Origin of the sequence: Nonomuraea sp. B1E8, from assembly GCF_039871515.1 — a bacterium.
GTDB lineage: Bacteria > Actinomycetota > Actinomycetes > Streptosporangiales > Streptosporangiaceae > Nonomuraea.
The window spans coordinates 20,045-44,813 of sequence record NZ_JBDPLS010000009.1; the positions used below are offsets into that span (position 1 = coordinate 20,045).

The 24,769-nt window shown below is 75.1% G+C and carries 13 protein-coding genes; 12 read left to right on the forward strand and 1 reads right to left on the reverse strand.

Going from position 1 to position 24,769, the window contains the following annotated elements; all coding sequences use genetic code 11:
• Nucleotides 1–16: 16 nt before the first annotated feature.
• The 11 genes from ABGA98_RS27625 to ABGA98_RS27675 all read left to right on the forward strand — a co-directional run bounded on the left by ABGA98_RS27625 (nt 17) and on the right by ABGA98_RS27675 (nt 22,975).
• Nucleotides 17–1,072, forward strand: a complete 1,056-nt coding sequence (locus ABGA98_RS27625; RefSeq protein WP_347621325.1) for a serine hydrolase domain-containing protein — start codon at nt 17–19, stop codon at nt 1,070–1,072.
• 195 nt (nt 1,073–1,267) lie between these two features.
• Nucleotides 1,268–2,569, forward strand: coding sequence for an MFS transporter (locus tag ABGA98_RS27630; RefSeq protein ID WP_347621326.1), 1,302 nt, complete (start codon nt 1,268–1,270; stop codon nt 2,567–2,569).
• Nucleotides 2,570–2,571: 2 nt separating this feature from the next.
• The gene (locus ABGA98_RS27635) at nt 2,572–2,775 is read left to right on the forward strand and encodes an MbtH family protein (RefSeq protein ID WP_347621327.1); all 204 of its coding nucleotides are present in this window, start codon (nt 2,572–2,574) and stop codon (nt 2,773–2,775) included.
• On the forward strand, nt 2,772–6,311 hold the full coding sequence (locus ABGA98_RS27640) for an AMP-binding protein (protein WP_347621328.1): 3,540 nt from the start codon (nt 2,772–2,774) through the stop codon (nt 6,309–6,311). Before ABGA98_RS27635 ends, ABGA98_RS27640 begins: the two co-directional genes overlap by 4 nt.
• A 228-nt stretch (nt 6,312–6,539) precedes the next feature.
• Nucleotides 6,540–7,586, forward strand: a complete 1,047-nt coding sequence (locus ABGA98_RS27645; protein WP_347621329.1) for a MupA/Atu3671 family FMN-dependent luciferase-like monooxygenase — start codon at nt 6,540–6,542, stop codon at nt 7,584–7,586.
• Nucleotides 7,583–12,301: an amino acid adenylation domain-containing protein gene (locus ABGA98_RS27650; protein WP_347621330.1), complete on the forward strand. Its 4,719-nt coding sequence runs from the start codon at nt 7,583–7,585 to the stop codon at nt 12,299–12,301. The genes ABGA98_RS27645 and ABGA98_RS27650 overlap by 4 nt, the downstream gene beginning before the upstream one ends.
• On the forward strand, nt 12,298–16,182 hold the full coding sequence (locus ABGA98_RS27655; protein WP_347621331.1) for an amino acid adenylation domain-containing protein: 3,885 nt from the start codon (nt 12,298–12,300) through the stop codon (nt 16,180–16,182). Before ABGA98_RS27650 ends, ABGA98_RS27655 begins: the two co-directional genes overlap by 4 nt.
• Nucleotides 16,182–19,397, forward strand: coding sequence for an amino acid adenylation domain-containing protein (locus tag ABGA98_RS27660; RefSeq protein ID WP_347621332.1), 3,216 nt, complete (start codon nt 16,182–16,184; stop codon nt 19,395–19,397). The genes ABGA98_RS27655 and ABGA98_RS27660 overlap by 1 nt, the downstream gene beginning before the upstream one ends.
• 3 nt (nt 19,398–19,400) lie before the next feature.
• The gene (locus ABGA98_RS27665; RefSeq protein WP_347621333.1) at nt 19,401–21,377 is read left to right on the forward strand and encodes a beta-ketoacyl synthase N-terminal-like domain-containing protein; all 1,977 of its coding nucleotides are present in this window, start codon (nt 19,401–19,403) and stop codon (nt 21,375–21,377) included.
• Nucleotides 21,374–22,582 carry a cytochrome P450 gene (locus ABGA98_RS27670; RefSeq protein WP_347621334.1) on the forward strand — a complete coding sequence of 403 codons (1,209 nt, stop codon included), beginning with the start codon at nt 21,374–21,376 and terminating at the stop codon, nt 22,580–22,582. Before ABGA98_RS27665 ends, ABGA98_RS27670 begins: the two co-directional genes overlap by 4 nt.
• 9 nt (nt 22,583–22,591) lie before the next feature.
• On the forward strand, nt 22,592–22,975 hold the full coding sequence (locus ABGA98_RS27675; RefSeq protein ID WP_347621335.1) for a VOC family protein: 384 nt from the start codon (nt 22,592–22,594) through the stop codon (nt 22,973–22,975).
• Here the strand turns inward: ABGA98_RS27675 and ABGA98_RS27680 are convergent.
• On the reverse strand, nt 22,972–23,859 hold the full coding sequence (locus ABGA98_RS27680) for a TIGR03619 family F420-dependent LLM class oxidoreductase (protein ID WP_347621336.1): 888 nt from the start codon (nt 23,857–23,859) through the stop codon (nt 22,972–22,974). The genes ABGA98_RS27675 and ABGA98_RS27680 overlap by 4 nt on opposite strands.
• An 18-nt stretch (nt 23,860–23,877) precedes the next feature.
• On the opposite strand from ABGA98_RS27680, the gene ABGA98_RS27685 reads away from it, so the two are divergent.
• Nucleotides 23,878–24,735, forward strand: coding sequence for a phosphotransferase (locus ABGA98_RS27685; RefSeq protein WP_347621337.1), 858 nt, complete (start codon nt 23,878–23,880; stop codon nt 24,733–24,735).
• Nucleotides 24,736–24,769: the final 34 nt, after the last annotated feature.

Sequence of the window (24,769 nt, forward strand, 5' to 3'; positions counted from 1 at the left end):
GGATGAGGGGACGGGGATGAACGACCGGCTGGACACGATCCTGGCCGACGGGGTGTCGCGCGTGTGCTCGGCGGCGGTCGCGCTGATCGCCGTGAACGGCTCCGTGGCCGCCGCCTCGGCGGCCGGCGAGCTCGTACGGTACGCGGACGCGGACGGGACGCCGGCCGGGGAGCGCCCGCCGGCACTCCGCGACTCGATCTTCGACCTTGCCTCGATCAGCAAGCTGTTCACCACGGTCGTGCTGCTCTCGCTGGCCGAGGATGGCCGGCTGGACCTGGACGAGCCCGTGGCGCGCCACATCCCCGTGCGCGACGGGCGGATCACCCTGCGCCACCTGCTCACCCACACGGCGGGCCTGCCGCCGACCCGCCGCATCGACCGGGAGCTGCCCGGCGCGTACGCCGCCGCGCGGATGGCCGCGATGCTGGAGACGCCGATCGTCCATCCGGTCGGCGGGCCCTACCTCTACAGCGACGTCGGCATGGTCATGGCGGGCCGGATCGCGGAGCTGGCCGGCGGCGCGCCGCTGGACGCGCTGGTCCGCGCCCGCATCACCGAGGTGCTCGGCCTGGCCGGCACCGGCTACCGCCCCGCCTCTTCCGCGAGGGTCGCGGCGACCGAGTGGAAACCGGAGCGTTCCGGGCCCGGCTGCGTACGGGGCGAGGTGCACGACGAGACCGCCTACGCGCTGGGCGGCGTGGCGGGGCACGCGGGGCTGTTCGCGACGGCCGGGGACCTGCTCGCCTTCGGCGAGGCGCTGCGGCTCGGCGGCGGCCCGATGCTGAGCCGGGAGAGCGTGGCGGAGATGACGCGCGACCAGGGTGCCGAGGGCGCCCCCTTCCGCCATGGGCTGGGGGTGCGGCTGGGCGATCCGTCCATCGTGGGACCGCTGGACGGCGCGTACGGGCATTCGGGTTTCACCGGCACCTCGCTCGTCGTCGATCCCGCTCGCCGGCTGACCGTGGTGCTGCTGACGAACGCCGTGCACCCGGTGCGCGGCCGCGACGGCATTGGCGAATTGCGCCACGCGGTCGCCGCCGAAGCGCTCCGCGCGGCTGACCTCGCCCTTTGACAGGACGTAATTACAAAACCACAAAAAGCGTATTGCCCCACCCAAAACGGTGTGTGAAGGTACACGTGAGGTGGCTGTGAACGGTAGGCCACCTCAGGGTTCCTTTCATCAGAAGGGCCTCGGGCACACATGGGTGAACCTCCATCGTCCCAACAACCGTCGCAACAGAACCGATTTATCCAGCGATTCTCTGGAATGGGTAGATTCAGCCTGGTTTGGAGTGGCCAGGTCGTCACCCTCATCGGGAATTCCGTTCTCCGCTTCTCCCTGGTCATCCAGGCATGGACGGTCGACCACCAGGTCACCCAGGTGGTGGCGCTGTCGCTCTGCGCGCTGCTGCCCCAGATGTTGCTGAGCCCCACCGCGGGCGCCATCGTCGACCGCTTCCGCAAGCGCACCGCCCTGCAGCTGGCCGACCTCGGCGGGCTCGTGGCCGTCTCCGCCATGACGGCCGTCTATTTCCTCGGCGACCTGCACCTGTGGCAGGTCTACGTCACCGTCGCGCTGCTGGGCGCCGCCGCGGCCTTCCAGTTTCCCGCCCTGTCGTCGGCCGTGCCGCTGCTGGTGGGCAAGGAGCAGTTGCAGCGGGCCAACGGCCTGCTCGCCACCGCCAAGAGCGTCGCCGACGTGGGCGGGCCCGCGCTGGCCGGGCTGCTCGTGGTGACGGGCGGCCTCGGCGTGGTGCTCTGGATCGACCTGCTGAGCTTCGCGGTCGCGCTGCTCACCGTACGCCTGGTGCGCATGGACGGCGACCAGCCCGGCGAGGCCGGGACGCGCAAACGCCTCGGCGCCGACTCGCTGGAAGGGCTGCGCTACCTGTTCGCCCAGCCCAGCCTGCGCGGGCTCATCCTGGTGTTCTTCACGGTCAACCTGGTGATGGTCTTCGGGTTCGCCGTGGTGCAGCCGATGATCCTGGCCAGGACCGGCAGCGACGTCTCCGCGCTGGCCAGTGTGAACGCCGGCATCGGCGCCGGCGGCATCGCGGGCGGCCTGCTGCTGGCCGCGTGGGGCGGGCCGAAGAACCGGGTGCTCGGCATGATGCTCGGCGTCGTCGGCATGTGCGTGAGCGCGCAGATCGCGACGGCCGTGGTGCACGGCGTGGTCGCCTGGACCGCGGCCATGCTCGTCGGCGCGATGATCATGCCGATCGTCAACGGCTCGATGCAGTCGATCATCCAGACCAAGGTGCCGAAGGACCGGCAGGGGCGGGTGTTCGGCGCCGTCATGTTCGTCTCGCAGATCTCCTCGCCGGTCGCGATGGCCTTCTCCGGGCCACTCGCCGACCAGGTCTTCGAACCGCAGGCCGCGGCCGGCACCGGCCTGGCCGGGCTGCTGCGGCCCCTCGTCGGGACCGGGCCCGGCAGCGGCATGGCGGCGATGTTGTTCATCGCCGGCCTGCTCGGGGCCGGCGCCGCCCTGTGGGGGCTGGCCCGCCGCGCCGTACGCCACATCGACGTCCTGACCCCCGACCTCGAGCAGCAACCCGCGGGAGGCTGACCATGACCACCAACCCCTTCGAGGACGAGAACGGCTCCTACCTGGTGCTGGTGAACGACGAGAACCAGCACTCGCTCTGGCCGGCCGGCATCGACGTGCCCGCGGGCTGGCGGGTGGCGCTTGAGGAGAGCCCGCGCTCCGCGTGCCTGTCCTACATCGAGACGCACTGGACGGACATGCGCCCGGCGAGCCTCACCCGGTCATGACGAAGGGCGTCCCGAACGGATCTCCAGGCGGCGTGCACGAGGTCTTCGCGCGGCAGGCGGCGCGGACCCCCGGCAGGACGGCGCTCATCGGCGCGGGCGGGCGGCTGACCTACGCCGAGCTGGACGCGCGCGCCTCGGCGCTCGCCGCGCGGCTCGGGGCGGATCCTGGTGTGCGGCCGGGCCGCCTGGTCGGGGTGCGCATGGAACGCGGCGCCGAGTTCGTCGTCGCGCTGCTGGCCGTGCTGAAGGCCGGCGCCGGATACCTGGTGCTCGATCCGGACTTCCCCGAGGAACGGCTGCGCGCCGTGGTGGCCGACGCGGGCGCCGCCGCCGTCCTCACCTCCTCCGGGCTCGAACCCCTGCCGTACGACGCCCGCCACGACGGCGTCGCCTGCGTCATGTACACCTCGGGCTCCACCGGCAGGCCCAAGGGCGTCGCCGCCCCGCACCGGGCGATCGTGGCCACGGTGACGGGCCAGGACTACGCGCCGTTCGACGCCGTGTGGCTGCAGTGCTCGCCGGTGTCGTGGGACGCGTTCGCCCTGGAGTTGTGGGGGCCGCTGCTGTCCGGCGGCACCTGCGTGCTGCACCCGGGGCAGCGGCCCGACCCGATGGTGATGGCCCGGCTGGCCGCCGAACACCAGGTGACCTGCATGTACCTGTCGAGCAGCCTGTTCAACGTGATCGTGGACGAGTACCCCGGCGCGCTCGCCGGCGTGCGGCACCTGATCGTCGGCGGCGAGGCGCCGTCGCCCGCGCACGTCGGGCGCGCCCTCGAACGCCATCCCGGACTGCGGGTGAGCAACGGCTACGGGCCGGTCGAAGGCATGATTTTCATGACCACGCACCCGATCACCCCAGGCGACGGGCCCGTGCCCATCGGCACGCCGCTGCGGGGCAAGCGGGTGCACGTCCTGGACGCGCGGCTGCGGCCGGTGGCGGACGGGGAGGTCGGCGAGCTGTACGCGGCCGGTGAGGGGCTGGCCCTGGGCTATCTGGGACGGCCGGGGGCGAGCGCCGAGCGGTTCGTGGCCGACCCGTTCGGCGCGCCGGGCGAGCGCATGTACCGCACGGGCGACCTGGTACGGCGCCGCGCGGGAACGCTGGAGTACGTGGGCCGGGCCGACGAGCAGGTCAAGATCCGCGGGTTCCGCGTCGAGCCGGACGAGGTGGCCTCCGTGCTGGCCGCTCACCCGGCCGCCGCCCGGGTGAGCGTGGTGGCCAGGGAGGACACGCCCGGCGAGCGGCGGCTGGTCGCGTACGTGGTGCCGCGCCCCGGGCACGCGGTGGACGGCGAGGCGCTGCGGGCCCACGCGGCGGCGGCGTTGCCCGCCTTCATGGTGCCGTCGGCGTTCGTGGTGCTGGAGGCGTTGCCGCTGACCGCCACCGGCAAGCTGGACCGGGCCGCGCTGCCCGCGCCCTCGTACGCGCCGGCCGGCCCGCCTGAGGGCGAGGGGCCGCGCGAGGAGGTGGAGCGGCGGTTGTGCGAGCTGTTCGCCGAGGTCCTTGGGGTGCCGGACGTGGGGGTGAGCGACGACTTCTTCAGGCTGGGCGGCGACTCGCTGACGGTGGCCAGGCTCCTCAGCAGGATCCACGCCGAGCTGGGCGTGGAGGTGGGCGTCAGAACCCTGTTCGAAGGGCCGACGGTGGCCGCGGTCGCCGCTCACGTCCGGGACCTCCGCCACGACCCGGCGAACGGCTCCGGCAACCCCCTCTCCGACGATCCGGGGAACGCCGTGGCGGGCGGCTTCGCGAGCGGCCCGGCGAGCAACCCGGGGAACCCCCCGCAGGCCGACGGCGCGCTGCCGCTGTCGTTCGCGCAGCGCCGCCTGTGGTTCCTCGACCAGATCGACGCGGGCGTGGCCTACAACATGCCCATGCTGGTACGGCTCAGCGGCACCGTGGACGTGACGGCCCTGCGCGGAGCCCTGGAGGACGTGGTGGCGAGGCACGAGCCGCTCCGTACGATCTTCGCCGTGCACGACGGGGAGCCCGCCCATAGGGTGCTGCCCGCGGACCGGGCCAGGCCCGGATTCAGCGCCGTCGAAGTAACGCCGGACGAGCTGGACGCGCGGGTGGCCGAGGCGGCGAGGCACCGCTTCGACCTGGGCGCCGAGCTGCCGATCCATTCGGTGTTGTTCACGACGGGGCCGGACGAGCACGCGCTGCTGCTGGTCATGCACCACATCGCCACCGACGGGTGGTCGCTGCCGCCGTTCATGCGCGACCTGTCACGGGCCTACCGGGAGCGGCTGGCCGGCCGGACCGCCGCGTTCCCTCCCCTGCCGATCCGGTACGCCGACCACGCGGTGCGGCACCGTGCGCGGGTGGACGCGCTGCCGGCCGCCGAGCTCGGCTACTGGCGCGAGGCGCTGGCGGATCTGCCCGGCCCCCTCGCCCTTCCCCGCAGGCCGCGGACGCGGGGTGCGGAGACGGCGGGCGCGGCGGGCACGGTGCGGGCGTGGATCGGCCCCGCCCTGCACCGGCGGCTGGTCGAGCTGGGCAGGGAACGCGGGGCGACGCTGTTCATGGTCCTGCAGGCGGGCCTGGCCGTGGTGCTCGAACGGGCGGGCGCGGGCACCGACCTGCCCATCGGCGCGCCGGTCGCGGGGCGGTCCTGCGACGAGGTGGGCGAGCTGGTCGGGTTCTTCGTCAACCTGCTCGTCCTGCGTACCGACCTGTCGGGTGATCCGTCCGCCGGCGAGCTGGTGTCGCGGGTGCGGGAGACGGACCTGGAGGCGTTCTCGCACCAGGAGGTGCCGTTCGAGCGGGTCGTGCAGGAGCTCGGCCCGGTACGGCGCCCCGGGCGGCATCCCCTCGTCGACGTGGTGCTGGCGCTGCAGAACAACGTGCGGGCCGAACTGTCGCTGCCCGGCGCCGAGACGCGGGTCGAGGTGGTCAGGACCGGGGCGGCCCGGTTCGAGCTGCTGGTGGACATGACCGACGACTACCGGGACGGCCGAGCGCCCGCCGGCATCGCCGTGACCGTCGAGTACCGCCTGGACGCCTTCGCCGAGCCGGTGATGGAGTGGCTGGCGGACGCGCTGGTGCGGGCGCTGGAGTCCATGGCCGCCGACCCCGGCGTACCGGTCTCTGCCATCGACTTGCCCCCCGTACCCGACATATCCCCCACCCCCACCTCTCCCGGCCCGGCCTCACAGGCCGAACGGGTCCCAGGAGCCGGACCGGGCTCCGGAACCGACCCGTCGCCAGGAACCGGCGGGGTTTCCGGAACCGATCAGGGGCCGGGAGGAGGGCGGGCGCGGGTGCCGCGTACCGATGTGGAGCGGCGGATCGCGGCGGTCTGGGCAGACGTGCTCGGCGTCCCGCGGATCGGGCTCGACGACGGATTCTTCGCGCTCGGCGGCAACTCGCTGCAGGCCGTACGGGTTGCCGCGCGGCTGACGGCACAGGGCCTGCCCGCCACCGCGAGCCACCTCTTCAACGCCCCCACCATCGCCGAACTGGCGACCCACCTGGCCGCCGACACCCCGGCCATCCCCCGCCTGCCCAGAATCCCGCGCACCCGCCCCTGAGGAGAAGCGCACCGTGACTCCTCCGCTCCCTGAAGAAAGCGGCTTCTCGCCCCGCTTACGCGGGAGACGACGGCCAAGCCCTGACCGATGCCCGAAAGCACAAGCACAATCCTATCCGCAGGAGGCGACGGTGTCTGAGGTTCTGCCCTTGAACGCTCGGGCCTCGGCGGCCCGCCCGCTCCCGATTCCCCCATCGTCTGAAGGCGACAGTCCTCTCAGGAGGCTCTGATGGACCTCAGCGTGATGTTCTTCGGCGCGGACGACGCGAGCACCGTCGGCCACGCCACGAAATACGATGACATCCTGGCGATCACGAAGGCCGCCGACCGGCTCGGCTTCATCGCCGTCTGGACCCCCGAGCGGCACTTCCAGCAGGTCGGGCAGGTCTTCCCCAACCCCGCTCTGCTCAGCGCCGCCCTGGCCGTGGCCACGGAGCGCATCCACGTGCGGGCGGGCAGCCTCGTGCTCCCGCTGCACCACCCGTTGCGCGTCGCCGAGGACTGGGCCGTCGTCGACAACCTGTCGCGCGGCCGGGCCGGCGTCTCGGTGGCGACCGGCTGGCACTCGAAGGACTTCGTGCTCGCCCCCGGCGCGTACGAGGACCGCAGGGAGCGCGCCTTCCGCGACCTTGCCCTGCTGCGGCGGTTGTGGGCGGGCGAGGCCGTGGAGTTCGCCGACGGCGCGGGCGAGCCCGTGACGGTGACGTCGCAGCCGCGCCCGTACTCCGATCACCTGCCGCTGTGGACCACGACCTCGGGCAGCCCCGCGACGTGGGAGGCGGCCGGGCGGACGCGGACGAACATCCTCGGCGCCACCATCGGCCAGACCCGCGAGGAGCTGGCCGGGAAGATCCGCGCCTACCGGGACGCCTACGACCAGGCCCCTGAGCAGCCCGGCTCCCCGCCCAGGGGCACCGTCACGCTCATGGCCCACACCTACGTGGGCGAGACGGACGAGCACGCCAGGCAACGGGCGGGCGGCCCGCTCAAGGACTACCTCAGGTCGTACGTGGCGCAGACCGCGGCGAACAAGGGAGGCGCGGGCCGGGCGGCGGCGCTGAGCGACGAGCAGCTCGGCACGCTCGCCGAGTTCGCCTTCCAGCGCTATCTGGCCTGGGGCAGCCTGCTCGGCTCCGCCGAGACGTGCCGCAAGAGCCTGACCGACCTGGCCGACCTGGGCTGCGACGAGGTGGCCTGCTTCGTCGACTTCGGGCTCGGCGTGAACGAGGTGCTGGCCGGGCTGGAACGGCTCGCGGAGCTGCGGGAGGACGTGTGACATCGACGGTGACATCAGCAGGGGGACACGCGAGACCCGCGTCACGGGGCAGCAGCGCGGAGCGGTTCGCCGCGCTCGACGGGAAGCGCCGGGTGGAGTTGCTGCGGCGGCTCGTCGCGGCGGGCAGGCTGGAGGCGATCCCCGACGTCGTGCCCCCGCGCGACCCCTCCGTGCCGGTGCGGCTCAGCCCGGCGCAGGAGGATCTGTGGGTGTTCGAGTCGCTCTATCCGGACACGGCGGCGCTCAACCTGTGCTGCTCGTACCACTTCGACACGCCCGTGGACCCCGCCGATCTGGAGGCGGCGCTGACCATCGTGCAGGACCACCACGACAGCCTGCGCATGCGGATCAGGGGCGAGGTGGGCGACCTGCGGGTGGAGTTCCCGCCGGCGGGGCCGTTCGAGCTGGAGCGGCTCGACCTGCGCGGCACGGGCGTCGGCCTGCGGGAGGCGCTGCACGCGTTCAGCCGCCGTACGTTCGACCTCGACGGCGGGCGGCTGATCAGGGGCCAGTTCATCACCGTGGACGGCACGCGCTCCACGCTGGTGCTGGCGCTGCACCACATCGCGACCGACTGGTGGTCGTTCGACGTGCTGCACGGCGAGCTGACCGAGGCCTACCGCGCCGTGCGCGACCGCACCTCGGACCGGTCCGGGCCGCGCCCGCGCCGCCCCGTGATCCAGTACGCCGACTTCGCCGGCTGGCAGCGTGAGCTGGAGGCGGCGGGGGTGTTCGACGCCCAGCTCGCCTGGTGGCAGCGCTACCTGGCGGACCCGCCCCGGCCGCTCACCGTCGGCTCGGCGACCCCCGGCGGCGAGTTCGGCGTCGAGCAGATCGCCTTCCGCATCGGACGGGACACCGAGGCCGCCGTGCGCGCGCTCGCGAAGGAGCGCGGCGCCACCGTGTACGGGGTGCTGATGACGGCGTTCGCCGTGTTCGCGCACCGGATGACCGGCGAGCGCGACCTGATCACGGGCACCCCCATGGCCAACAGGTCCGCCAAGGGTCTGGACCGCGTCATCGGCTACGTCATGAACTCCGTCCCGATCCGCTGGCGCTTCGGCGAGGACACCACGTTCGCGCAGTCGCTGTCTGGTTTCACCGCCGGCTTCCCCGAGGTGACGGCGCACGCCGACGTCCCCGTGGGCAGGATCGTGCGGGCGGTCGACCCCGTGCGGGTGGCCGGGCGGTCGCCGCTGTTCCAGTGGGTGTTCATGCACCTGCCCCGCCAGGAGAGCGTGGCCCGGCTGCGGGAGATCGCCGACCCCGAACGGGTGCACACCGGCGGGGAGCACGACCTGATCGGCATCGTGCGCGACGCCGACGACGGGTTCGAGGCGAGCCTGGAGGTGCGCACCGACCTGTACGCGCCCGAGGTCGTCCGGGCCTGGGCGGAGGCGTTCACGACGCTGCTCGGCTCGCTGGTGGCGGACCCGGACGCGCCGGTGTCGGCGGCCGACCTGGTACCTCCCGGCGAGCTCCCGCTGACCCCCGCGTCCCCCGCCGAAGACAGCGCGGACGACACAGCGGACGACACAGCGGGCGGCACGACGGACGGCACGACGGACGGCACAGCGGGCGGCCGTGGCGCGGAGCCGCCGTTCACGAGCCTGCCCGAACTGGTGGCCGGGCAGGCGGCGCGCAGGCCCGGCGCGGTCGCCGTCGAGTCGGACGGCGAGCGGCTCACCTACCGGGAGCTGCTGGAGCGGGCCGACGGCCTGGCGGGCGCGCTGCGCGAGCGGGGGGCGGGGCCCGAGCGGGTGGTGGCGCTGGCGCTCGGCCGTTCGGTGGACCTGGTGGTGGCGATCCTGGCGGTGCAGCGGGCGGGGGCCGCGTACCTGCCGCTCGACCTCGACCATCCGCTCGAACGGCTCGCGTACCAGATCGAGGACGCGGGCGCGAGGCTGCTGGTCGCCGAACCGGGCGCGCTGCCGGAACTGGCGATCGAGCGCCTGTCGCCGGCGCCAGGCGGACCGCCGCCCTCGACCCCGGCGCACGACGCGGGGCCGCTGCCGGCGGTCCGGGCGCACGACGCGGCCTGGGTGATGTACACCTCCGGCTCCACCGGCCGCCCCAAGGGGGTCGTGGTCGGCCATGCGGGCGTCGCGAGCCTGACCCGCACCCTGGTGAGCGCGTTCGGGCTCGACACCTCCAGCCGCGTGCTGCAGCTGGGCTCGCCGGCCTTCGACATCTCGGTGGCCGAGCTGTGCATGGCGTTCGGCTCGGGCGGCACGCTGGTCGTCCCGCCCGCGGGTCCGCTGATCGGCGCGGACCTGGGCCGCGTGTTGCGGGAGCGGCGGGTCACGTTCGCGCTGGTCCCGCCGGCGGTGCTGGCGACCGTGCCGCCCGGCGACTACCCCGACCTGCGGGGGCTGGCCTCGGGCGCCGACGTGTGCCCGGCGGAGCTGGTGTCGGCGTGGGCGGGCGTGCGGTTCTGGAACGCGTACGGGCCGACGGAGACCACGGTCGCCGCCAGCGTCAGCGACCCGCTCACCCCCGGCGGCGGCCTCCCCCCGATCGGCCGTCCTCTCACCGGCCACCGCCTGTACGTCCTGGACGCCCGGCTGCGGCCGGCGCCCGTGGGGGTGCCCGGCGAGCTGTACGTCGCGGGCCCCGGCGTGGCCAGGGGCTATCTCGGCCGGCCCGGGCTGACCGCCGAACGGTTCGTCGCGGACCCGTACGGCCCGCCAGGTGAGCGCATGTACCGCACCGGGGACCTGGCGCACCGGCGCGCCGACGGCCAGGTGCAGTTCCTGGGCCGGGCGGACGACCAGGTGAAGGTACGCGGCCACCGGATCGAGCCGGCCGAGATCGAGGCGGTGCTCGCCGGGCACGAGTCCGTCTCCGGGGCGGCGGTCGCGCCGCGTGACGGCCGCCTCGTCGGCTATCTCGTGCCCCGCGAGGGCCGCTCGTGCGACACCGCGGACGTCCTGGCCCGCGCCGTGGCGGCGCTGCCCGCGCCGATGGTGCCGAGCGACCTGGTGGTGCTGGACGCGCTGCCGCTCACCCCGCAGGGCAAGCTGGACCGGGCCGCGCTGCCCGCTCCGCCCGCGGCGGGGCTCTCCGGGCGTCCGTCGCGCGAACCGGCCACGGACCGTGAGGCGGCGCTCTGCGCCCTCTTCGCCGAACTGCTCGGCGTGCCCGGGGCGGGGGCGGAGGACGACTTCTTCCGGATGGGCGGCGACAGCATCACGGCGATCCAGCTCGTCAGCCGGGCCAGGGCGAAGGGACTCGGGCTCACGCCGCGCGAGGTGTTCGTCGCCAGGACCCCGGCCGCGCTGGCGGCCGTCGCCCGGGCCGGCGTACGCGCCGTCACCGACTCCCCCGCCGGCCGGTTCCCGATCACGCCGATCATGCACTGGTGGCGCGAGCACGGAGGCCCGCTCGGCACGTTCACGCAGTCGCTGGCCGTGCCCGTGCCCGCGGGGGTGGACGAGGAGCGGATCAGGGCGGCGCTGCGCACGCTGACGGCCAGGCACGCGGCGCTGCGCACGCGCCTGCTGCGCCACACGGCCCAGGACGTGGACGCGGGCGCGGGCGCGGGCGCGGAGTGGGAGCTGGAGGTCCTGCCCCCGGAGGAGGCGCCGGAGGTCCCGTTCAGCCGCGTGGCCGCCGGGCCGGGCCAGGGCCCGTCCGGTCCGGCCCGCGACGCGCCCGGCGCGGACCCGCACGCCGCGTCCCGGCCGGACGCGGGTGCGGCGCTCGATCCCGGGAGCGGGCGGATGCTGGCCGCCGTCTGGCACGCACCCGACCGGCTGGTCGTCACCGCGCACCACTTCGCCGTGGACGGCGTCTCCTGGCGCCTGCTCGGCCCCGAGCTGGAGGCGCTGCTGCGCTCGCCCGGCTCCGGCGGGCCGGCGCGGGGCACGTCGTTCGCCCGCTGGGCCCGCCTGCTGGCCGCCGAGGCGGAACGTCCCGGGAGGGTGGCGGAGCTGCCCTTCTGGGAGGAGATGGCGGCGGGCGGCGCGACCCTCCTGCCGCTGGGGTGGAAGGGACGCGGCGGCCCGCGCACGACCCTCACCACCCGGCTCCCCGCCGACCTCACCGAGCAGGTCCTCACCCACCTGCCCGCCGCCTTCCACTGCGGGCCGGACGAGGTCCTGCTGACCGCCCTCGCCCTCGCCGTGGCGCGCTGGCGCGGCGGCACGGAGGTGCTCGTCGACGTCGAGGGGCACGGCAGGGACGCCTTCACCGACGACGCCGACGTCTCCACCACCGTCGGCTGGTTCACCACCCAGCACCCGGTGCGGCTGGACGCCGCGGGAGAGCCCGCCGCCGCGCTCAAGCGGATCAAGGAACGGCTGCGCGCCATCCCGTCGGGCGGGCTCGGCTACGGGCTGCTGCGCCACCTCAACCGGGACACCGCGCCGAGGCTCGCCGCCCTGCCCGCCGCCGACCTGCGCTTCAACTACCTGGGCAGGTTCGACGGCGAGCTGGCCGGCATGCCGGAGGCGCCGATGGCGTACGCGGTGGAGCTGGACGCCGTCGCCCAGCCGGGCCAGGACGGCGCCCGGCTGGTGGCGAGCTGGTCCTACGCGGCCGGCGCGATCAGCGCGGAGCGCGCCGGGGAGCTGGCCGGGCTCTGGTCAGGCGCGCTCGCCGAGCTGGCCGGGCGGGCGAGCGAGGGCGGCGCGACGAGCTCGGACTTCCCGCTCGTCGAGCTGACGCAGAGCCAGGTCGAGGCGCTCGAAGCGGACCTGGACGGCGACTGGTGAGCCGCGCGCTGGCCGACGTGCTGCCGCTCTCCCCCGCGCAGGAGGGCCTGCTCTTCCACGCCCTGTACGGCGGCGACGACGCGTACGTCGTCCAGGCCAGGTTCGCCGTCGACGAGCCGGCGGACCCGCCCCGGCTGCGGGCGGCCGTGGAGACCCTGCTCGGCCGCCACCCCAATCTGCGCGCCTGCTTCCGCCACAAGGGACTGGACCGGCCGGTGCAGCTCGTCCCGCACCGGGTGCACCTGCCGTGGACCGAGGTGGACCCGCCGTCGGACGCCGAGCTGGAACGCATCCTGGAGGCCGACCTGCTGCGCCCGTTCGACGTGACCCGGCCGCCGCTGGTCCGCGCCACCCTGGTGCGCCGGCGGGAGCTGGTGCTGACCCTGCACCACCTCCTGGTGGACGGCTGGTCGATGCCGATCCTGGCGAGCGAGCTGGCCGCCCTCTACACGGGGGCGGGCACGCTGCCGCCCGCGCCGCCGTACCGGGACTATCTGGCCTGGCTGCGGGCCCAGGACGGCGAGCGGGCGGCGCGGGCCTGGCGGGACGCGCTCGCGGACCTGCCGGGGCCGACCCTGCTGCGGCCCGGCGCGAGCCCGGCCGACGGCGCGGCGAGCATGCGGCAGGGGACGGTGGAGACCGAGCTGACGGCGGAGCTGAGCGAGGCGCTGCGCCGGCGGGCGCGCCGGTCGGGCGTGACCGTCAACACGCTGGCGCAGGCGGCGTGGGGGCTGGTGCTGGCGCGGCTGACCGGGCGCTCGGACGTGGTCTTCGGCACGGTGGTGTCGGGCCGCCCGCCGGAGCTGGCGGGCGTGGAGTCGATGGTGGGGCTGTTCGTCAACACGCTGCCGGTCCGGGTCAGGACGGGCGAGCCCCGCCTGCTGGAGCGCCTGCAGGACGAGCAGGCCCGGCTCTCGGCCTTCCACCACGTACGGCTCGCCGACGTGCGGCGCGGCGCCGGCGAGCTGTTCGACACGCTGCTGGCCTTCGAGAACTACCCTCGCGACGGCCTGGCCTCCTCCGGCGTCCGCCTGACCGAGGTGCGCGACGCCACCCACTACCCGCTCACCGTCACGGTCGTGGCCGGCGAGCGGCTGTGGCTGCGGCTCGGCCACCGCGCCGACCTGGTCGGCCGCGCCGAGACCGAGGCCGTCGCGGCCCGCCTGACCCGGGCGTTCGAGAGGGTGGCCGAGGGCTCGGAGGGCGGCGACGTGCTTCCCGGGGCGGAGACGCGCCGGCTTCTCGTCACCTGGAACGGCGCCACGCGGGCGCCGGCGGGCGGATCGGTGCCCGAGCGGTTCGCGGCGCAGGCGGCCCGCACGCCGGACGCCGTGGCCGTCGAGCACGGCGGGCTCACCCTCACCTACGCCGAGCTGGACGCCCGTTCCGGCCAGGTCGCGGCCGGGCTCGACGTGGCCCGGGAGGCGCCGGTCGCGGTGCTCATGGACCGCTCGCCTGACCTGGTGGTCGCCCAGCTGGCGGTGCTGAAGGCGGGCGGCTGCTACGTCCCGCTGGATCCGGGGCAGCCGCGCGACCGCCTCGACCGGCTCATCGCCGACAGCGGCGCCCGCACCGTGCTGACCAGCCCGCTGACCGTGGAGGGCGACGGAGACGGGGACGGTGTCCCGCCGAAACCCGTGCACCCCGCCTCGGCCGCCTACGTCATGTACACCTCCGGCTCCACCGGCGCCCCCAAGGGCGTCGTCGTCACCCACGGGAACATCGCCGAGCTGGCCGCCGACCGGCGCTTCGCCGCGCACCGGCGGGTGCTGCTGCACAGCCCGCACACGTTCGACGCGGCCACGTACGAGGTGTGGGCGCCGCTGCTGAACGGCGGCACCGTCGTCATCGCCCCGCCGGGCCCGCTCCATCCCGACACGATCCTGCACGGCCGGCTGGACGCGGTGTGGCTGACGGCCGAGCTGTTCCGCACCGTGGCCGACCTCGCGCCCGCGGCGCTGGCCGCGGCGGGCGAGGTGTGGGCGGGGGGCGACGTGCTGCCGCCGGACGCGGTCCGCCGGGCGGCGCGGCACGGCGCGCGGGTCGTCAACGGGTACGGCCCGACGGAGACGACGACGTTCGCCACCGCCCATCCCGCGGGGAGCGGCCCAGGGAGCGGACCGGTGCCGATCGGCCGGCCACTGGACAACACGCGCGTGTACGTCCTGGACGCGCGCCTGCGCCCGGCCCCGACCGGCGTCGTCGGCGAGCTGTACATCGCGGGGACGGGCCTGGCCCGCGGCTACCTCGGCCGGCCCGGGCTGACGGCGGAGCGCTTCGTGGCGGACCCGTTCGCGAGCGGCGGGCGGATGTACCGGACGGGGGACCTCGCGCGGTGGACGTTCGGCGGGGAGCTGGAGTTCGCCGGACGGGCCGACGGCCAGCTGAAGATCCGCGGCCACCGGATCGAGCCCGGCGAGGTGGAGTCCGTCCTGGAGAGCTCGCCGGACGTGACCCGCGCGGTCGTCGCCGCCGCCGACGCGCCCGGAGGCGGCCGGCGGCTGGTCGCGTACGTGGTGCCCGGCGGATCGCTGGAGCGGGTGCGCGCGCACGCCGCCGCCCGGCTGCCCAGGTACCTGCTCCCCGCCCAGTACGTGCCGCTCGACCGCCTGCCGCTCACCCCCCACGGCAAGGTCGACCGCGCCGCCCTGCCCGCCGTTCCGCTTCCCGGGCCGCTTCCCGGGCCGCTTCCCGGGCCGCTTCCCGGGCCGCTTCCCGGGCCGCTTCCCGGGCCGCTTGACGGGCCGCTTCCCGGGCCGCTTGACGGGCCGCTTCCCGGGCCGCCCGCCGCCCGTCAGGACGCCGGTACCCGGCCCGCCGCGAGCCCGCACGACCCCGCCGAGCCGCGCTCCGCGCGCGAGAAGCAGTTGTGCGGCCTGTTCGCCGAGGTGCTCGGGCTGCCGGAGGCGGGCGCGGACACCGACTTCTTCGCCTCCGGCGGGGACTCGCTGCTGGCCATGCGGCTCACCGCCGCGATCGAGTCCGCGACCGGCGTCCGCACCTCCATCGCCGCCCTGTTCGAGGCCCCCACGCCCGCCGAGCTCGCCATCCGCCTCGACGCGCGCTCCGATCGGGCCCCGGCCGAGCTGGACCTGTCGCCGCTGCTGACGCTGCGGGCCGAGGGCGAGCGGGCGCCGCTGTTCTGCGTGCACCCCGGCCGGGGCATCGGCTGGTCGTACACCGCGCTGCTCCCCCACCTCCCGAGGGACCGGCCGGTGCACGCGCTGCAGTCGCCGGTGCTCGGTGACGGCGCCTGGCGGCTGCCCGGCACCATGCGGGAGCTGGCCGACGACTACCTGGCGCGGCTGCTGGCGGTCCGGCCGGAGGGGCCGTACCTGCTGCTCGGGCACTCGTTCGGCGGGCTGCTCGCGTACGAGATGGCCGCCCGGCTGCGGGAGGACGGCCGGCAGGTGGGGCTGGTCGCCTCGCTGGACGCGGTCCCCTGGCCGCCGGGCGTGGAGCCCGACCCTGACGAGGTCGAGCAGGAGGCGCTGACCATCCTGCTGCGCACCCGCACGCTGCACCCCTACGCGCAGCCGGGGCGGCTGGAGCGGGAGCGGGTGTTCGCCGCCGTGCGCGGCAGCGAGGGCCCGCTGTCGGGGCTGCCCGGCGAGCACCTGCCGGCGGTGGCCGCCACGGTGGCCGGGCATCTGCGGCTGGCCGTCACCTACCGGCCGCCCCCCTATGACGGGACGGTGCTGCTGTTCTCGGCCACCGCCCAGCCCGGCGGCGCCGACTCGGCGGTCAAGGCTGAACGCTGGAGCGGCTCCGCCCGCCACGTGCGGGTCCACGACCTGGAATGCGGGCACAGCGACCTGCTCAGGCCCGGCCCCGCCGCCGAGATCGCCGCAGTCATCGAGCCGATCCTCCGGGAGTCGTGATGGAGACGTACGAGTTCCCCGTGTCGCCGGCGCAGGCCAGAATGCTGGTGCTCGACCAGCTCAACCCCGGCACCGCCCAGTACAACGTGCCCGTTGCCTTCACCGTGCGCGGGCGCCTCGACGTCGAGGCGTTCCGCGCGGCCCTGGACGCGGTGGTCGCCGCGCACGAGTCGCTGCGCACGGTGTTCCAGCCGCACGACGGCGGCTACCTGCAGGTCGTCGCGGAGGAGGGGAAGGCCGCGCTGCGCGTCGAGCGGGACGTGCCCGCGGCGCAGGCGCACGCGCGCCTGCGGGCCGAGGCGGCGGCGCCGTTCGACGTCGAGGCGGGGCCGCTGCTGCGGTGCGTGGTGTACGTCCTCGGCGACGAGCACCACCTCGTGCTGCTGACCGTCCACCACCTGGTGTGCGACGGCTGGTCGCTGCGGCTGCTGCTGGAGGAGCTCTCCGGCGCCTACCGGCGGCTCACCTCCCCCGGCGGGTCCCCGGCGCACGCCGCGCCGGCCGAGCCCGCGCCGCAGTACCCGGACTACGCCGTCTGGCAGCGGGAGCGGCTGCACGCCCTGGACGAGTCCGTCGCGTTCTGGGCGGAGACGCTCAAGGACGCCCCCACGACGCTCGCCCTGCCCGCCGACAGGCCCCGCCCCGCCGTGCAGTCGGCGGCCGGCGGCGTCGTACGCGTCCCGCTGCCCCCCGGCACGCGCGAGCGGCTGGCCGAGGTCGCCGCCGAGCGGAACGCGACGCCGTACATGGTGATGTTCGCGGCGTTCGCCACGTTCCTGGCGAGGATCAGCGGCCAGCGGGACCTGGTCATCGCCGTCCCGGTGGCCGGCCGCGACCACCCGGACGTCCAGGGCATGATCGGCCTGCTGGTCAACACGCTCGCCGTCCGTGCCGACCTGTCGGACGACCCCGTGTTCCTCGACCTGCTCGGCCAGGTGCGCGAGCGCCTCCTCGCGGCCCGGCCGCACCACGAGGCCCCGTTCGAGGCCGTGGTGCAGGCCCTCGCCCCCGGCAGGGAGCTGAGCCACGACCCGCTCGTCCAGGTGATGCTGGCCTACGACGACGACACCCGGCTGGCCCTCGACCTGCCCGGCGCCACCGCTGAGCGCGTCGAGCTGCTGCTGGACGACGCCAAGTTCGACCTGCTCATGAACATCGAGCGGCGGGCCGGCGAGCTGGCCGCCCACCTCGTCTACCGGGCCGACCTGTTCGACCGGGAGACCGTACGCCACTGGGCACGCGCCTTCGCGACGCTGCTCGACGCCCTGCTCGGCGAACCCGGCCAGCCCGTGAGCACCGCCGGCCTCCTCCCCGCGGCGGACCGCCGCCTGATCGTCGAGGGGTGGAACCGCACGGCCGCCCCCACCGGCACCCGCCTGGTCCCCGACCTGGTGGCCGAACGGGCCACGGAACGCCCCGGCGCCACGGCGCTCGTCTGCGGCGCCACCGCGCTCACGTACCGGGAGGTGCTGGAGCGCGCCGACCGGCTGGCCGGCCGGCTGCGCGCGGCGGGCGTCGGGCCGGAGATCCCCGTGGGGCTCTGCCTGCCCAGAGGCGCGGACATGGTGGTGGCGGCGCTCGCCGTGCTGCGCGCGGGAGGCGCGTACGTGCCCCTCGACCCCGGGCATCCGGCGGCCCGGCTGAGGTTCATGATCGGCGACGCGGGGGTGCGGCTGCTGATCGCGACCGAGCCCGTGGACCTCGGCGTGCCCGTGGCCGCCCCGGACGGCGACGACCCCCTCCCCCCGGTCGGGCCGGTGCGCGCGGCGCGGCCCGAACCCGCGAACACGGCCTACATCCTCTACACCTCCGGCTCCACCGGCACCCCCAAGGGCGTCGCCGTCGAGCACCGGGCCCTGCTGAACCTGGCCGCCGCCGTACGCCACCAGTTCCCCGTGACCGGCGACGACCGGGTGCTGCAGTACGTGTCGTTCGGGTTCGACGTGGCCGTGTCCGACGTGTTCTTCTCCCTCGTCGCGGGGGCGGAACTGCACATCGCGGCCGAGTGCGAGCGGCTCGGCGAGGACCTGTACGCCCGCCTGCGCGACTCCCGCATCACCTACGCCTTCCTGCCGCCGTCGGCCGCCATGTCGCTGCCCTGCCCGCCGGGCGCCCGCGAGACGGCGCTGCCGGACCTGCGCACGCTGGCCGTCGGCGGCGAGGCGTGCCCGGCCGAGCTGGTGCAGCGCTGGGCCACGCCGCGGCGCCGGATCGTGGACGCGTACGGGCCGAGCGAGACCACCGTCTACGCGACCACGGCCGACCTGTCGCCGGGGCGGCCCGTGGTGATCGGGCGCCCGGTGGCCAACGGGCGGGCGTACGTGCTGGACGAGCGGCTGCGTCCCGTGCCCGTGGGAGTGACCGGGGAGATCTACCTGGCGGGATCGGGGATGGCCAGGGGTTACGCCAACCGGCCCGGGCTGACCGCGGAGCGCTTCGTCGCCGACCCGTACGGGCCGCCGGGCGAGCGCATGTACCGCACGGGCGACCTCGGCCGGTACGACGCCGACGGGGTGCTGTCCTACCTCGGCCGGGTCGACACGCAGGTCAAGCTACGCGGCTTCCGCGTGGAGCTGGGCGAGATCGAGACCGTCCTCGCGGCGCACCCCGGGGTGTCGGTGGCGGCGGCGTCCGCGCGCGGTGACCGGCTGGCGGTGTACGTGGTGGCGGACGGCGAGCCGCCACCCGCCGCGCGGCTGCGGGCGTGGCTCGGCGAGCGGCTGCCGGGCTACATGGTGCCCGACTCGGTCGTCCTCCTGCCGGAGTTGCCCGTCAACAGGTCCGGCAAGGTGGACCGGTCGCTGCTGCCCGAGCCGCCGCCGGCCCGCCCCGACCTGGGCCGCCCCTATGTCGCCCCGGCCACGGACACCGAGCGGCTGCTGGCGGAGGTGTGGGCGGAGGCGCTCGGCCTGGAGCGGGTCGGCACGCACGACAACTTCTTCGACCTGGGCGGCAACTCGATCAGGCTGCTGGCCGTCCTGGCGGCGCTGCGCGAGCGCGGCAGGGACGGCGGGCTCAAGCTGGTCGACCTCTTCCGGCATCCGACGGTCGCCGCCCTTGCCGACCGGCTGGACCGCCCCGCCGGTTCCCCCGCCGGTTCTCCGGCCGATTCTCCGGCTGGTTCTCCGGCCGGGGCGGACGTCGGCGCGGCGAGACTGCGCGGCCGGAGCAGGCGCGAACGGCTTGCCGCGCGCAGGAACGCACAGAGAGGGTAACGAATGACCGACGCACCTGCTGTGGCCATCGTGGGGATGAGCGGCCGCTTCCCCGGAGCCCGCGACGTGGCCGGCTTCTGGGCCAACCTGCGCGACGGCGTCTGCTCGATCGCCGACTTCGACGAGGAGGAGCTGCTGGCCGACGGCGTGCCCGCCGACGAGCTGCGCCATCCCGGCTACGTGCCGTCCAAGGGCTTCCTGGCGGACGCGGACCGGTTCGAGCACGAGCTGTTCGGATTCGGCGCGGCGGAGGCGCGGGCCCTGGATCCGCAGCTGCGGCAGCTGCTGGAGACGGCCTGGTCGGCGCTGGAGGACGCCGGGTACGACCCGCGCGCGGCCCCCGACAGGACCGGCGTGTACGTGGGCGGCGAGCCCAGCGACCACGCGCTCGCCGCGCAGCTCGATCCGGGACTGCGGGCCCGGCTCGGGCCCCTGCAGGTGCGGATGTTCACCGACAGGGAGTTCATGGCCGGGTGGCTGTCGTACCGGCTGAACCTGACCGGGCCCAGCATGACCGTGCAGACGGCCTGCTCGACGTCGCTGGCCACCGTGCACATGGCGGTCCAGGCGCTGCTGCTCAGCGAGTGCGACCTGGCGCTGGCCGGCGGCGTGTCGATCGACTCGCCGTACAGGCGGGGATACCTGTACGAGCCCGGCGGCATCTTCTCTCCCGACGGGCGGTGCCGGCCCTTCGACGAGAAGGCGGCGGGCACCGTCGGCGGCAACGGCGTCGGGCTGGTGGTGCTGAAACGCCTGGAGGACGCCCTGGCCGACGGCGACGCGATCCACGCGGTCGTCCGCGGCACGGCGCTCAGCAACGACGGCGCCGGGCGGGTGGGGTTCACCGCGCCCGGCGTGGACGGGCAGACGACCGCCATCGTCGAGGCGTGGGCGGCGGCCGGTCTCGAACCCGCGGACGCGCAGTTCCTCGAGGCGCACGGCACCGGGACGGACCTCGGCGACCGGATCGAGGTGGCGGCCGCCGCCGCGGCGTTCGCCGGCGCGTCCGGGTGCGCGATCGGCTCGGTGAAGTCCAACGTCGGCCACCTGAACGCGGCCGCGGGCGTCACCGGGCTGATCAAGGCCGCGCTGATGCTCCGGCACCGCACGATGGTCCCCACGGTGAACGTCACCCGCCCCCACCCCGACCTCGACCTCGACTCCACCCCCTTCCACCTGCTCACCACCACCACGGAGTGGGCCCCTCCCGCGACCGGCCCGCGCCTCGCCGGAGTCTCGTCCCTCGGCATCGGCGGCACGAACGTCCACGTCGTCCTGTCAGAACCCCCCGCCCCGGCCCCTGCGCGTGGGCAAGGCGGGCCGCCCCTGGTGCTGCCGCTGTCGGCCCGCACCCCTGCCCAGCTGGCCACGGCGGCGGGCCGGCTGGCGGAGGCGCTGCGCGCGCCCGGCGCACCCTCGCCGGCCGACGTCGCCCACACCCTGGCCACGGGCCGTGCCGCCCTGGACGCCCGCGCCTACGTGGTCGCCACGACCCTCGACGAAGCCGCCGCCGCGCTGGAGGCGCTCGCCGCGCGCGGGGAGGCGACGGGCGGCGGTGGTTCCGCGCCGGGTGACGCGTGGGTGCGGGGCGGGGACGTCGCCTGGCCGCAGACGGGCGGGCGGCGGGTCCACCTGCCCACGTACCCGTTCGCGGGCGAGCACCACGGCGCGCTCACCGTCGGCGCCCCGCCACCTCCCGAACCCGAACAGCCGCAGGAGATGAAGGCCGCGGTGACCGAGCTGTTCCTGACCACCCTGGACCTGCCCAGCAGGGAGGAGCTGACCAGGACGTACTTCGCCGTCGGCGGCGACTCCCTGACCGCCGTCTTCCTGGCCGGCGAGCTGCGCGACCGCTTCGGCCTGGAGGCGCCCATCGAGCTGTTCCTGGAGGAGCTGCCGCTGGAGGAGCTCATCTCCCGCGTCCTGAGCGACCCGGACGACGACCCGCTCGGCGACCTGCTGGACGAGCTCGAATCATGAGGCCCAGCCCGGACCCGGCCGGGATCGACGCGCTCGACCTGCTCGATCCCGCGCTGCACGCCGCCCACGACCTCACCCCCGTGTGGCGCTGGCTGCGCGCCCACGACCCGGTGCGCAGGCACGGGCGGTTCTGGAGCGTGACCCGCCACGCCGACGTGCTGCGCGTCGTACGCGACCCGGACACGTTCAGCTCGCTCCAGGGCAACATGTTGCGGACCCTCCTTCGCGGGCACGATCCCGGCGCGGGCAAGATGCTGGTCGTCACGGACGGGACCGGGCACGCCCGCCTGCGCCGCCTGCTGGCGCCCGGCTTCGGCCCGCGCGCGCTCGGCCCGGTCACGCGCTCGATCGAGGAGGCCACCCGCGACCTGCTCGGTGCGCTCGTACGGCGCGGCGGCGGCGACTTCGTGGCGGAGGTGGCCGCCCAGGTGCCCCTGCGTGCCATCTGCGAGTTGCTCGGCGTCCCCGAGGAGGACCGGCAGCGCGTGCTGGAACTGACCGGCGAGGCCATGCTGGGCGAGACCCCGTCCGGACAGCAGGCCGGACAGCAGGCCGGGAGCGCGCCGCCGGCGGCGATGATCGCCCAGAGCGAGATCCTGCTCTACTACACGCGCCTGGCCGCCCGGCGCAGGCGGGCGCCGGGCGACGACGTGATCAGCCTGCTCGTCGGCAGCGACCTGACCGAGGAGGAGGTGCTGCTCAACTGCTACAACCTCATCATCGGCGGCGACGAGACGGCCCGTCTGGCGATGGCCGGCGGGCTGCTGGCGCTGGCCACGTACGACAAGGAGTGGGCGCGCCTGCGCGAGGACCCCGCGCTCGTCGACCCGGCCGTCGAGGAGATCCTGCGCTGGACCACCCCGGCCGCCCACGTCGGGAGGATCGCCACGCGGGACGCGGAGCTGGCCGGGCGGCAGGTCGCGGCCGATGACGTGGTGGCGCTGTGGACGGTGTCCGCCAACCGTGACGAGGCCGTCTTCGACGACCCGGACCGGTTCGACGTCGGCAGGACGCCGAACCGGCACCTCACGTTCGGTCACGGCCCGCACTTCTGCCTGGGCGCCCAGCTCGCCCGGGCCGAGATCCGCGCGCTGCTGACCGAGCTGCGGGCGAGCGTGTCGGCGATCACGGTGACGGGCCCGGTGAGCTGGTTGCCGTCGAACTTCGTCAACGGCGTCGGCACGCTCCCCGTGGCGCTGGCGTAGCCTGCGATTATGGCTGTCCACCTGAACCACACCATCGTCGCGGCGAAGGACAGAGACGCGACCGCCGCGTTCCTGGCCGACGTCCTGGGGCTGGAGCCGCCACCGGTCTACGGCCCGTTCCGCGTCGTCTCGCTCGGCAACGACGTCTCGCTCGACGTCGTCCAGGCGGACGGGCCCGTGCGTCCGCAGCACTACGCGTTCCTGGTCGGCGAGGAGGAGTTCGACCTGATCAAGGGGCGCATCGAGGAGCGCGGGCTGACCTACTGGGCCGACCCTCACCACCGGCGGCCGGGCGAGATCAACACCAACGACGGCGGCCGCGGCCTCTACTGGGAAGACCCCAACGGCCACAACCTGGAGATCATCACGGTGCCCTACGGCGGCGGAGCCTAGGGCGCCAGCGCCTCCAGGGCCTCCTCGGCCCGGCGCATCGCCTCGTCGGGCTCGGCTGTGACGATCTCGCGGTCGAAGTTGAGGTCGTGGAAGACGTCCGTCACGCCGCGGGCCGCCAGGCCGGCCACATCGGCTCTGATCTTGTCGTACGTGCCCGTCAGCGGACGGTCCTCGTCACCGGGCCGGACCTGGGTGACGCCCCGGCACACGAACCGGAATGCGGTCGCCTCGCGCCCCGACGCCGCCAGCTCCGCCTTGATCAGCTCCACTCTGCCCGCGATGCCGGACAGGTCCTCCCTGCTGGAGCTGACCCACCCGTCGGCCAGCCGGGCGGCGCGGCGCAGCGCGACCTCGGCGGTGCCGCCGAGCAGCAGGCGTGGCGGCGCGGGCACCGGCTTGGGGTCGATGTGGGCGGGCGGCACCCGGTAGAACTCCCCGTCGTGCTCGACCACGTCGTCGCGCCACGCCTTGCGCAGCACCTCGACGAACTCCTCGCCCCTGCGGCCGCGCCGCTCCATGCCGGCGCCCGCCGCCGTGAACTCCTCGGGCAGCCAGCCCAGCCCGATCCCGGCGGTGAGCCGTCCGCCCGCGACCGTCTGCAGCGTGGCCAGCTGCTTGGCCAGCAGCACCGGCGGCACGTAGGCGTTGACCACGGCGACGCCCAGGCCGATCCCGCCCGTCACGCCCGACAGGTGTGCCAGCGTGATCAGCGGGTCGTGCACGGCGCGGTAGGTCGGCCCCATCGGGTGCCCCACCGGATAGAGCAGCCGCTGGTACGTCCACAGCTCGTGGTAGCCGAGCTCCTCCGCCCGCGTGGCGACGCGGCGCATGTTGGCCGGGGTGGCCCACGACCCTGACTGGGGGACTGCGAAACCCACTCTCATGCCCCCTAGTCTGTACTGGTGAGTCTGGAGGCGGAGCTGGCGGGCGTCGCCGGGGCGTACGGCGGCACGGGCACGCCCGAGCTGCACCCGACCCGCACCGATGTCGTGGTGTTACGCAGGGGCGAGGTCGTGGTGAAGGCTCACTCGGCGCGTGACGACGCCGGGGCGTTGCGGCCGAGGTTACGGGCCGCCGCCTCGGCCGCGGTGAGCGGCGTGATGCTGGCCCCGCTGGAGCCCGAGGTGCTGACGGTGGCCGGGCGGGCGGTGACGGTGTGGCCCGCTGGGCGGCCCGTCGCGCACGACGACGATCCGGGCTGCGCCCCGTGGGAGGAGGGGGCCAGGCTGCTGGCCAGGCTGCACGCCGTCCCCCTGACGCTGCTGCCGGTCCTGCCCGCGGCCGGTGGGCCCGCGAGGGCCGCCCGCGCGGTGGGGCGCATGTCCGGGGACGGCCCGGTCGCGCGGCTCGTCAGGCGGGCGTTCATGCGCCTGCCCGCGACCGACCCGCAGCCGGGGCTGCTCACGCACGGCGACTGGCATCTGGGCCAGCTGGTCGACCGCGACGGGTGGCTGCTCATCGACGTCGACGATCTCGGCGTCGGCGACCCGGCGTGGGATCTGGCCAGGCCGGCCGCGTGGTACGCCGCAGGCCTGCTCGACCCGGACGTCTGGGCCCGGTTCCTGGGGGCCTACCAGGCCTCCGGCGGACCTGCGCTGGGCCAGGGCGACGACCCGTGGCAGCGGCTCGACGTACCGGCCAGGGCGCTCACCATCCAGCTGGCCGCCGTCGCGGTGGTCAACGCCGAACGCGAGAGCCGGGAACTGGACGAGGTGGAGCATTCGTTGATCGAGGCGTGCAACAGAATCGTCCGGGCGTGACGGGGTTGCGCGCGGTAGGTTTCACCCTGGAGAC

What these genes read in the sequence shown, in the direction of transcription:
- ABGA98_RS27665 (WP_347621333.1), top strand. Translation starts at nt 19,401, where the DNA reads ATGACCGACGCACCTGCTGTGGCCATCGTGGGGATGAGCGGCCGCTTC.
- ABGA98_RS27675 (WP_347621335.1), top strand. Translation starts at nt 22,592, where the DNA reads ATGGCTGTCCACCTGAACCACACCATCGTCGCGGCGAAGGACAGAGAC.
- ABGA98_RS27630 (WP_347621326.1), top strand. Translation starts at nt 1,268, where the DNA reads ATGGGTAGATTCAGCCTGGTTTGGAGTGGCCAGGTCGTCACCCTCATC.
- ABGA98_RS27645 (WP_347621329.1), top strand. Translation starts at nt 6,540, where the DNA reads ATGGACCTCAGCGTGATGTTCTTCGGCGCGGACGACGCGAGCACCGTC.
- ABGA98_RS27660 (WP_347621332.1), top strand. Translation starts at nt 16,182, where the DNA reads ATGGAGACGTACGAGTTCCCCGTGTCGCCGGCGCAGGCCAGAATGCTG.
- ABGA98_RS27680 (WP_347621336.1), bottom strand. Translation starts at nt 23,859, where the DNA reads ATGAGAGTGGGTTTCGCAGTCCCCCAGTCAGGGTCGTGGGCCACCCCG.
- ABGA98_RS27670 (WP_347621334.1), top strand. Translation starts at nt 21,374, where the DNA reads ATGAGGCCCAGCCCGGACCCGGCCGGGATCGACGCGCTCGACCTGCTC.
- ABGA98_RS27635 (WP_347621327.1), top strand. Translation starts at nt 2,572, where the DNA reads ATGACCACCAACCCCTTCGAGGACGAGAACGGCTCCTACCTGGTGCTG.
- ABGA98_RS27640 (WP_347621328.1), top strand. Translation starts at nt 2,772, where the DNA reads ATGACGAAGGGCGTCCCGAACGGATCTCCAGGCGGCGTGCACGAGGTC.
- ABGA98_RS27625 (WP_347621325.1), top strand. Translation starts at nt 17, where the DNA reads ATGAACGACCGGCTGGACACGATCCTGGCCGACGGGGTGTCGCGCGTG.